The 1,734-nt window shown below is 33.6% G+C and carries 1 protein-coding gene and 2 pseudogenes; all 3 read left to right on the forward strand.

The genetic code is table 11. The annotated features are described in order from the left end of the window. Nucleotides 1-170 (forward strand): annotated as a pseudogene (locus X928_RS07825) (bifunctional aspartate carbamoyltransferase catalytic subunit/aspartate carbamoyltransferase regulatory subunit); the annotation flags it as partial. 120 nt (nucleotides 171-290) lie between these two features. After that, complete coding sequence (locus tag X928_RS07830) at nucleotides 291-1,502, forward strand: ISL3 family transposase (RefSeq protein WP_103079238.1); 1,212 nt, start codon at nucleotides 291-293, stop codon at nucleotides 1,500-1,502. Between the two features lie 27 nt (nucleotides 1,503-1,529). After that, nucleotides 1,530-1,734, forward strand: a pseudogene (locus X928_RS07835) (hypothetical protein); the annotation flags it as partial.

A 1,734-nucleotide genomic window follows, 5' to 3' on the forward strand; every position in this document is an offset into this window, starting at 1 on the left:
CGCCTATTATATACGGTTTCGAAGAGTTAAGGTGTAAAAACGAAAACTGTATAACCAACCCTCAAAACAACGAAAACGTACAGGTTTCTTTCATTAGAAACGAAGAGAATCAGTTAATATGTGAATATTGTGAAACCCCTCATACCTTTGAAGAAATATGGGGTCTTTAATAGTTAAAAAATTATGGTTCTCTTCCAAAAAGTGTGGGTAGAAAAAATGAAATATGAACAAATGATTAAATAATCTGGTATCATGTAGAAGAACACAAAACATATAGGGAGTGATACCAGATGAGAAAAGAGTTACCAAAATTTTTTGAACAGATACTGAATATAACAGAGCCATGGTACATAGAAGAGATAGAACAACAAGGAAATACAATCAACATATATGTGGATTTCAAAAAAGGTGCAAAGTTCGAATACAATGGTAAATATTACAGTGCATACGATACGGTTCAAAGGAGTTGGAGACACTTAAACTTATTCCAGTATGAAACATACATACATGCAAGGGTAGCTAGGATAAAAACAGATGATGGAACAAAGACTGTAGAGGTTCCTTGGGCTCGAAAAAACTCTGGATTCACCTTATTGTTTGAAGCGTTTATTCTCGAGTTGTACAACCACATGACGGTTGCTGAGATAGCTAAAAAGTATAATACAACCCAAAATAGGTTGTGGAGAATATTAGACTTTTACGTTTCAAAGGAATTAGAAAAACAAGATTTCTCAAAAGAACCAATAAAAACGTTATCTGTTGATGAAATAGCAAGGAAAAAGCATCATGTATATTTAACCAATTTCTTAGATGTGGAACGAGAAAAGGTTGTACATATAGCTGATGGAAAAGATGCAGAAACCTTTCTATCATTCAAAGAGAGATACACTGAAAAAAACGGTGATCCAAAAGACATAGAGTCCATATGCATGGATATGTCGGTGCCTTTCAAAGCTGGAGCCAGGAAACATTTTCCAAAAGCAAAGATAATATTTGACAAATTCCATGTGCTTAATGTATTAAGTGTCCAACTTGATAAAGTGAGAGCCAGAGAGAATAAAGGGTACCATGAAATACTCAAAAGGACAAAATACTTGCTATTAAAAAATCCTAACAACCTTACTAAGAAAGATAAAGTTAGACTCGATGAATTGATGGAATATCAACATCTTGACACAGTTCAAGCCTACGGATTGGTACTTGAGTTCAAAAAGATGTTCGATTACAAGAAACCTTCTTATGCAGCTAAGTATTTTAAACGATGGTATGAAAAGGTAATGAAATCCAATATACCCGAAATGATTAAAGCCGCTAAGACTCTTTTAAATCACATAGAAGGTATCTTGTTGCACATAAAAACGAATATCTCTAACGGTAAAATAGAAGGTATGAACTCTAAACTTAGAGGATTTACTAAAAGGGCTTTTGGTTTTAAAACATTAAAGAATTTAAAAATCACTATCTTTATTGCCCTTGGTAAACTTAATTTAACTCCAGCTTAATTACCCACTATTTTCGTGATAGAACCGGACGATTATTATATCTACGATGAACGTGACAATACGTTGAAAGGTGAAAGAACCGGCAACGTTTATAGGATCGGAGACAAGTTACAAGCCAAAGTGGTAAGAGCGGATAAAATCGGAACTGAAGTAGATTTTATCCCGTATACGGAAGATGATTTTGAAAAATTGAAAAAGGAAACTCCTCATTCCAAAATAAAAGTTAACAAAA

It is taken from the genome of Petrotoga miotherma DSM 10691, from assembly GCF_002895605.1.
Lineage (GTDB): Bacteria > Thermotogota > Thermotogae > Petrotogales > Petrotogaceae > Petrotoga > Petrotoga miotherma.